This is a genomic window from Burkholderia sp. E168m23 (genome assembly GCF_016586125.1).
Lineage (GTDB): Bacteria > Pseudomonadota > Gammaproteobacteria > Burkholderiales > Burkholderiaceae > Burkholderia > Burkholderia orbicola.
In genome coordinates this window covers 1-7084 of record NZ_BCPP01000297.1, presented here as the reverse complement: position 1 = coordinate 7084, position 7084 = coordinate 1, and the positions used below count along the sequence as shown (strand labels likewise).

Genomic DNA, 7084 nt, shown 5'->3' with positions numbered 1-7084 from the left:
CCGGTTGATCGGCTTCTGGAATTCCGCGAGGAACGCCTTCGGATCGCCACCTTCGGGCGTCTGCACGTTGTAGTGCAGGTTGCCGTCGCCGAGGTGGCCGAACGTGACCATGCGCGCGCCCGGCGCGGCCTGCTGGATCGCCGCGTCGGTCTCGTCGATGAAGCGTGCGATCGACGAGATCGGCACCGCGATGTCGTGCTTGATGTTGAGCCCTTCGTCGGCCTGCGCGAGCGGGATGTGCTCGCGCAGGTCCCAGAACGCGCGCGATTGCGCGAGGTTCTCCGCGACTACCGCGTCGACCACGAGCCCGGCCTCGAACGCGTCTTCCATCAGCTTCTCGAACAGTGCGCGCGCATGCGCTTCGCTTTCGTTGTCGGACAGCTCCAGCAGCACCGTTTGCGCATGCGTCTGCGCGAACGGATAGCGCAGTTGCGGATAGTGCTTGCCCACCAGCTGCATGCAGAAATCCGACATCAGCTCGAAGCCGGTCAGCAGCGGCCCGGCCGCGCGCTGCGCGAGCGCGAGGAAATCGAGCGCCGCGTGCGGCGATTCGAGCGCGGCCAGCGCTGTGACCTGCGCGGCCGGCAGCGGATGCAGCTTCATCACGGCCGCCGTGATGATCCCGAGCGTGCCTTCGGCGCCGATGAACAGGTCGCGCAGGTCGTAGCCGGTGTTGTCCTTGCGCAGTCCGCGCAGCCCGTCCCAGATCTCGCCCTGCGGCGTCACGACCTCGAGCCCGAGGCACAGCTCCCGCGCGTTGCCGTAGCGCAGCACCGCGGTGCCGCCCGCATTGGTCGACAGGTTGCCGCCGATCGTGCAGCTGCCTTCCGCCGCGAGGCTCAGCGCGAACAGCCGGCCGCCTTCGCGGGCGCGCGCCTGCACGTCGGCGAGGATCACGCCGGCTTCGACGGTGATCGTGTTGTTGTGCGGATCGAGCGCGCGTACGCGGTTCAGGCGCGCCAGGCTCAGCACGGCCTGGCTGCCGCTCGCATCGGGCGTCGCGCCGCCGGCGAGGCCCGTGTTGCCGCCCTGCGGCACGAGCGCGACGCCGTGCGCGTTGGCGAGCTTCACGAGCGCGGCGACTTCCGCCGTGTTCGCGGGCCTCAGCACCGCGCACGCCGCGCCCTTGTAGCGGCGGCGCCAGTCGGTCAGGAACGGTTCGGTATCGTGCGGATCGGTCAGAACGTGATCGGCGCCGATCGCGTCGCGGCACGCGGAAACGAAAGCTTCGGAGGACATCATCACCTTGTCGCGTAAGGGTCAGGACGTGGCGCGCGGTTTTTTCGCCGCGCGCTTGAACGGCGCGACGTAAGCCAGCGCCGCCACGAAGAAGCCGACGGCAAGCGCGGTCTCGCACCAGCCGAGCGTCGCGGACAGCCCGCGATCGGACATGCCGCGCACGATGCCTTCGGCGAGATAGACGAGGATCAGCATGCTCGCCCACTGCATCGTATAGATGTTACGCCGCCAGACGCCGGGCAGCGCGAGCGCGAGCGGCACGGCCTTGAGCATCAGCGCGGAGCCGCCCGGGCGCAGCGGCGCGAGCCACAGCTCCCACGCGAGCGACAGCGCGATCAGCGCGACGAGACACGCGGCGGCGGCCAGCGCGTAGCGCGGCCGGGCCGCGATGGCGGGGCGGGCGGGGGCGTTCATGCCGCCTCGGCGGCCTGGGCGCTGGCGAGGGCCGCGGCGGCGCGTGCGAGCCGTACGCCGAGCGCGGCCGCGAGCGCCTTCTCGTCCGCCGACAGCCCGACGGGCGCCGAGCGGTCGTGCTGCGCGACGTGCGACGCGCCGTACGGCGTGCCGCCGGTACGCGTCGTGCTCAGGGCGGATTCGGTGTACGGGATTCCGACGATCATCATCCCGTGATGCAGCAGCGGCAGCATCATCGACAGCAGCGTCGACTCCTGGCCGCCGTGCAGGCTGCCCGTCGACGTGAACACGCTCGCCGGCTTGCCGGTGAGCGCGCCCGACAGCCATTGCGGCGTCGTGCCGTCGAGGAAATACTTGAGCGACGCGGCCATGTTGCCGAAGCGGGTCGGCGAACCGAGCGCGAGGCCCGCGCATTCCTCGAGGTCGCGCAGTTCCGCGTAGGGCGGACCGTCGGCCGGGATGTCGGGGGCGGTGGCTTCGCAGACGGCCGACACGGGCGGCACGGTGCGGATGCGGGCCTGCATGCCCGGCACGCTGTCGATACCGTTCGCGATCGCGAGCGCGAGATCGCGCGTGGCGCCGTGACGGCTGTAATAGAGGACGAGGATGTCTTTCATGGACGACGGAGCCGCGTGCGGCCGCGCGCGTGCCCGGTGCAGTCGGCCCCTGCTGGAATCGAGCGGCTATTATAGGGGCTGAAGCCGTCGCGCTGCGCGGCGGCGGCGCGCCGTGACGCGCGCAGCATCGAGAAGGAGAAGCCGTTTGCCGAAGTTGAGCGTGGATCTCGTCACCATCAAGCGCCTCGCGCAGTTCGCGGCCCGGCGCAGCGCCGAGGATCGCATCCCGCAAGTGGCGGGCAGCCTGACCTTCACGACGCTGCTGGCGCTCGTGCCGCTCCTGACGGTCGCGTTCGCGCTGTTCACGGCGTTCCCGATGTTCGCGTCGTTCCAGATCTCGCTGCAGGGGTTCCTCGCGGATCACCTGATGCCCGCGCAGTTCAACATCCAGATCTTCAAGTACCTGAACCAGTTCGCGTCGAAGGCCAAGGGGCTGACCACGGCGGGCCTGATCGTGCTCGTCGTCACGTCGGTGATGACCATGATGACGATCGAATCGGCGTTCAACCTGATCTGGCGCGTACGCAAGCCGCGGCCGTTCGCGCAGCGCGTGCTCGCGTACTGGGCGCTGATCACGCTCGGGCCCTTGCTGTTCGGCGTGAGCCTGTCGATCTCGTCGTACCTGTTCACGCAGTCGCTCGCGTTCACCGGCGCGGGGCCGTCCACGTCGATGGTGGAGTGGCTGCTCGCGCTCGCATCGCTGCCGTTGACGGTGCTCGCGTTCACGCTGCTGTACGTGTACCTGCCGAACTGCACGGTCGCATGGCGCGACGCGGTGATCGGCGGGCTGTTCGCGGCCATCGCGTTCGAGCTCGCGAAGCGCGGCTTCGGCTACTACGTGCGGCGCATTCCGACCTATACGGCCGTGTACGGCGCGTTCGCGGCGCTGCCGGTGTTCCTGCTGTGGGTGTATTTGAGCTGGTTCATCGCGCTGCTGGGCGCGATGGTGGCGTCGGCGCTGCCGGCGATTCGCGTCGGCCAGTTCCACCGCATCCACTATCCGGGCAGCGACCTGCTCGACGCGCTCGAGCTGCTCGCGCGGCTCGCCGAAGCGCGTGCGGCCGGCAAGCGCGGCTACACGGCGCTGCGGCTCGCGACGATGCTGCGCTGCGACATGGAAACCGCGCAGCGGTTGCTGACGACGATGGAGGAGCGGGAATGGGTCGCGCGGCTCGACGGCGGCGGGGAGACCACGCCGCGCTATATCCTGCTCGCGAACCCGGAGCAGCTGACGCTCGCGCAACTGTTCGACGTGCTGGTGATCGATCGCACCGAGCTGACCTACCAACTCCAGCGGCGCCGCAGCCACGTCGACGGGGCTGCGCTGCTCGACGTGCTGTCGAACGACCGGTTCGACGTGACGCTCGCATCGCTGATCGCCGCGCACCGGCTCGCGGGCGGGCAGCCGGCCGGCAGCGCCGCACCGGCGCCGGGCGTGGCCGACGCGCACGCGCAGCCGCCGCGGCCTGCCTGAAGGCGGGCCCGGCGGCTACAGCGGGATCTTGCCGGTGCAGATGTCCTTGAACATCACCCAGTCGCCCATCAGGCTGTAGATCGGGTGCCGGAACGTGGCCGGGCGGTTCTTCTCGAAGAAGAAGTGTCCGACCCACGCGAACCCGTAGCCGCAGACGACCGCCGCCGGCAGCCACAGCCAGTGGCCGGTCGCGACCGCCATCGCGACGCAGCCGATCACGCCGAGCGAGCCGATGAAGTGCAGCCGCCGCGACGTCAGGTTCTGGTGCTCGTTCAGGTAATACGGGTAGAAGTCAGCGAAGCTGGCGAATTGCTCCGTATGCGTATGCGCCATGGCCGTCTCCTCGGGCCGCTGTTCATGGGGCCATTGTGCGGCCGGCGGCCCGTGTCCGCAAGCGGTGGCGGGCCGCCGCGCCGGCCCGTGCTTTCCTTTTGACAGGCTTTCCGATAGGATCGAAAGAGATTTTGTATTCAAGCATGAGGGGACTACGATGCGCGTCAGCGATATTCTGAAAGTGAAGGGCAACACGCTGTTTACGGTGACGCCCGATAAGCCGCTGCGCGAAGCGGTCGATACGATGGCCGAACACGACATCGGTTCGCTCGTCGTGATGGAATACGGCGATCTCGTCGGGATGCTGACGTTTCGCGAGATCATCCTGCGCCTGCACGTGAACGGCGGCGCGATCGGCGACGTGCAGGTGCGCAAGGTGATGGACGAGCCGCTCACGTGCACGCCGGAAACGGACGTCAACGAAGTGCGCCGGATGATGCTCGAGCGTCACGCACGCTACATGCCGGTGCTCGACAAGAAGGTGCTGATGGGCGTCATTTCGTTCTACGACGTCGCGAAGACGGTCGTCGAGGCGCAGAGCTTCGAGAACCGGATGCTGAAGGCGTACATCCGCGACTGGCCGGAATCGGAAGCCGAAGCGCACAAGCCGTGAATCGCGCCGCGCCCGGCACGTCGATGCATGGGCGCCGCCATCCGGCACGCGGCGGCGCAGGCATGTCCTGCGCCGCCGTTTTTTCAACGACAACACGAGGCCCGCGCAGCATCGCCCAGACGATGCGCGCGTATTCCGCATGAGCGATCACACGCAAGCCACTTCGGGGCGGCGCGACGAACGTCGCGCCCACGCATCGCAGTTCGACCTGCTGCGCGAGCGCCGCTTCGCGCCGTTCTTCACGACCCAGTTCCTCGGCGCGCTGAACGACAACGTCTTCAAGATCGGTTTCACGTCGCTCGTCACGTATCACACCGCGCGGTTCTCCGGCGTCGATGCGAAAACGGCCGCGTTCCTGATTTCCGCGATCTTCATCCTGCCGTTCGTGCTGTTCTCGGCCACCTCCGGCCAGATCGCCGACAAATACGACAAGGCGACCCTCACGCGCTTCGTGAAATCGTTCGAGATCGTGCTGATGCTGGTCGGCGCGGCCGGCTTCGTCACGCACAGCGCAACGCTGCTGTATCTGTGCACGTTCATGATGGGGATGCACTCGACGCTGTTCGGGCCCGTCAAGTATTCGTACCTGCCGCAGCATCTCGGCGAACATGAGCTGGTCGGCGGCAACGGGCTCGTCGAGATGGGCACGTTCATCGCGATCCTGATCGGCACGATCATCGGCGGCGCGGCGGCCGGCATCGAAGGCAGCGGCGAGCGCGTGCTTGCGGTGAGTGTCGTCGTCATCGCGCTGGCCGGGCGGCTCGTCGCGCAGCGCGTGCCGCCGACACCCGCGCCGCAGCCCGACCTCGTGATCAACTGGAACCCGGTCAGCGAAACCTGGCGCAACCTCGGCCTCGCGCGCCAGAACCGCACGGTGTTCCTGAGCCTGCTCGGCATTTCGTGGCTGTGGTTCGTCGGCGCGACCTTCCTCACGTCGTTCTTCAATTTCGCGAAGGACGTGCTGTCCGCGAGCCCCGACGTCGTCACGATCCTGCTCGCGACGTTCTCGGTCGGCATCGGCCTCGGCTCGCTGCTGTGCGAGCGGCTGTCGCAGCGGCGCGTCGAGATCGGCCTCGTGCCGCTCGGCTCGATCGGCATCAGCGTGTTCGCGATCGAGCTGTATTTCGCGAGCCATGCGCTGCCGTCGCCCGGCCATCTGCTGTCGGTCGGCGAATTCCTGGCCGGTGCGCGCCACTGGCGCATCCTCGCCGACCTGTTCCTGCTCGCGATGTTCGGCGGCTTCTACAGCGTGCCGCTGTACGCGCTGATCCAGAGCCGCAGCGCGCCGACGCACCGCGCACGGATCATCGCCGCGAACAACATCCTGAACGCGCTGTTCATGATCCTGTCGGCCGTGATGGCGATGGGGCTGACCAAGGCCGGGGTCGACATCCCGGGGCTGTTCCTCGTCACCGCGCTATTGAACGTCGTGGTCGCGACGTATATCTACCTGCTCGTGCCCGAGTTCCTGCTGCGCTTCGTCGCGTGGGTGCTCGTGCATACCTTCTACCGGATTCGCCTCGTGCACGCGGAGCGGATTCCGGCGGAAGGGGCGGCAGTGCTCGTGTGCAATCACGTCAGCTACGTCGATGCGCTCGTGCTGGCCGCCGCGAGCCCGCGTCCGATTCGGTTCGTGATGGATCACCGGATCTTCAAGACGCGTTTCGCGAGCTGGGTATTCCGGCATGCGAAGGCGATCCCGATCGCACCGCGCCACGAGGACCCCGCGATGCTCGCGCGTGCGTACGACCTCTGCGAGGCCGCGCTGAAGGACGGCGAGCTCGTGTGTATCTTCCCCGAGGGCAAGCTGACGAAGACGGGCGACATCAACACGTTCCACCACGGTATCACCGAGATCCTGAGCCGCACGCCGGCGCCGGTGATCCCGATGGCGCTGCGCGGGCTGTGGGGCAGCTATTTTTCGCGGCATTCCGATGCGCGGATGCCACGGCCGATCAAGCGCGGCGTGATGAGCCGGCTGACGCTGGCGGTCGGCGAGCCGATTCCGGCATCGGTGGCGACGCCCGAGGCGTTGCAGGCGGCGGTGACCGAACTGCGCGGCGCGCGGAAGTAGGCGGGCGCCGAGCCCGGCGCGGAATGATCGATCCGCACACCGGGCCGGGATGGGGGCCGCGGTTCGGCGGCTCCCGCGCGTAACGCCGAGGGCCTGCGATCGCCGTACCGCGTTGCCTCTGCCCTTATCCGCGCCGGCCCGTGTGGTCTGAACGGTTCACGCGGCCCGCGGGCCCGGGACGGCTGGCATAATAGCGGTTTACCTCTTTTTCTCGACCGGCAAACGATCGACCTGCCTGCGGCCCGGCAGCGCATCGGTTTGCCCATTTCTCTTTGGGCGGTTCCATCATGTCCGGCAATACCCTCGGCACGCTTTTCACT

Annotated in this window: 8 protein-coding genes; 3 read left to right on the top strand and 5 right to left on the bottom strand. The window is 68.1% G+C overall.

The window, feature by feature from the left end:
- The 3 genes from JMF90_RS16830 to wrbA all read right to left on the bottom strand — a co-directional run.
- Positions 1 to 1242 (bottom strand): FAD-binding oxidoreductase (locus tag JMF90_RS16830; RefSeq protein ID WP_201325243.1); only part of this gene is annotated, 1242 nt, incomplete at its 3' end.
- An 18-nt stretch (positions 1243 to 1260) separates the two neighbouring features.
- Positions 1261 to 1653 (bottom strand): DUF2069 domain-containing protein, encoded by a 393-nt coding sequence (locus JMF90_RS16825; protein ID WP_074800057.1) that lies wholly within the window; start codon positions 1651 to 1653, stop codon positions 1261 to 1263.
- Positions 1650 to 2270, bottom strand: a complete 621-nt coding sequence (gene wrbA / locus JMF90_RS16820) for an NAD(P)H:quinone oxidoreductase (RefSeq protein ID WP_201316850.1) — start codon at positions 2268 to 2270, stop codon at positions 1650 to 1652. The genes JMF90_RS16825 and wrbA overlap by 4 nt, the downstream gene beginning before the upstream one ends.
- A gap of 145 nt (positions 2271 to 2415) precedes the next feature.
- On the opposite strand from wrbA, the gene JMF90_RS16815 reads away from it, so the two are divergent.
- Positions 2416 to 3744: a YihY family inner membrane protein gene (locus JMF90_RS16815; protein ID WP_011694267.1), complete on the top strand. Its 1329-nt coding sequence runs from the start codon at positions 2416 to 2418 to the stop codon at positions 3742 to 3744.
- 15 nt (positions 3745 to 3759) lie between these two features.
- On the opposite strand, the gene JMF90_RS16810 is transcribed toward JMF90_RS16815, so the two are convergent.
- Positions 3760 to 4077: an Mpo1-like protein gene (locus JMF90_RS16810; protein WP_006476203.1), complete on the bottom strand. Its 318-nt coding sequence runs from the start codon at positions 4075 to 4077 to the stop codon at positions 3760 to 3762.
- A 157-nt stretch (positions 4078 to 4234) separates the two neighbouring features.
- Here JMF90_RS16810 and JMF90_RS16805 point away from each other — a divergent pair, with 157 nt between their 5' ends.
- Both JMF90_RS16805 and JMF90_RS16800 read left to right on the top strand, forming a co-directional pair.
- The gene (locus JMF90_RS16805) at positions 4235 to 4690 is read left to right on the top strand and encodes a CBS domain-containing protein (protein ID WP_006488504.1); all 456 of its coding nucleotides are present in this window, start codon (positions 4235 to 4237) and stop codon (positions 4688 to 4690) included.
- 139 nt (positions 4691 to 4829) lie between these two features.
- Positions 4830 to 6764, top strand: coding sequence for an MFS transporter (locus JMF90_RS16800; RefSeq protein ID WP_011545233.1), 1935 nt, complete (start codon positions 4830 to 4832; stop codon positions 6762 to 6764).
- A gap of 124 nt (positions 6765 to 6888) precedes the next feature.
- On the opposite strand, the gene JMF90_RS40070 is transcribed toward JMF90_RS16800, so the two are convergent.
- On the bottom strand, positions 6889 to 7084 hold a 196-nt coding region (locus JMF90_RS40070; RefSeq protein WP_236597994.1), incomplete at its 5' end, for a hypothetical protein.

Bases quoted from the DNA above. Each gene is read 5' to 3' on its own strand.
- wrbA (WP_201316850.1), bottom strand. From the start codon at position 2,270: ATGAAAGACATCCTCGTCCTCTATTACAGCCGTCACGGCGCCACGCGC.
- JMF90_RS16800 (WP_011545233.1), top strand. From the start codon at position 4,830: ATGAGCGATCACACGCAAGCCACTTCGGGGCGGCGCGACGAACGTCGC.
- JMF90_RS16805 (WP_006488504.1), top strand. From the start codon at position 4,235: ATGCGCGTCAGCGATATTCTGAAAGTGAAGGGCAACACGCTGTTTACG.
- JMF90_RS16810 (WP_006476203.1), bottom strand. From the start codon at position 4,077: ATGGCGCATACGCATACGGAGCAATTCGCCAGCTTCGCTGACTTCTAC.
- JMF90_RS16825 (WP_074800057.1), bottom strand. From the start codon at position 1,653: ATGAACGCCCCCGCCCGCCCCGCCATCGCGGCCCGGCCGCGCTACGCG.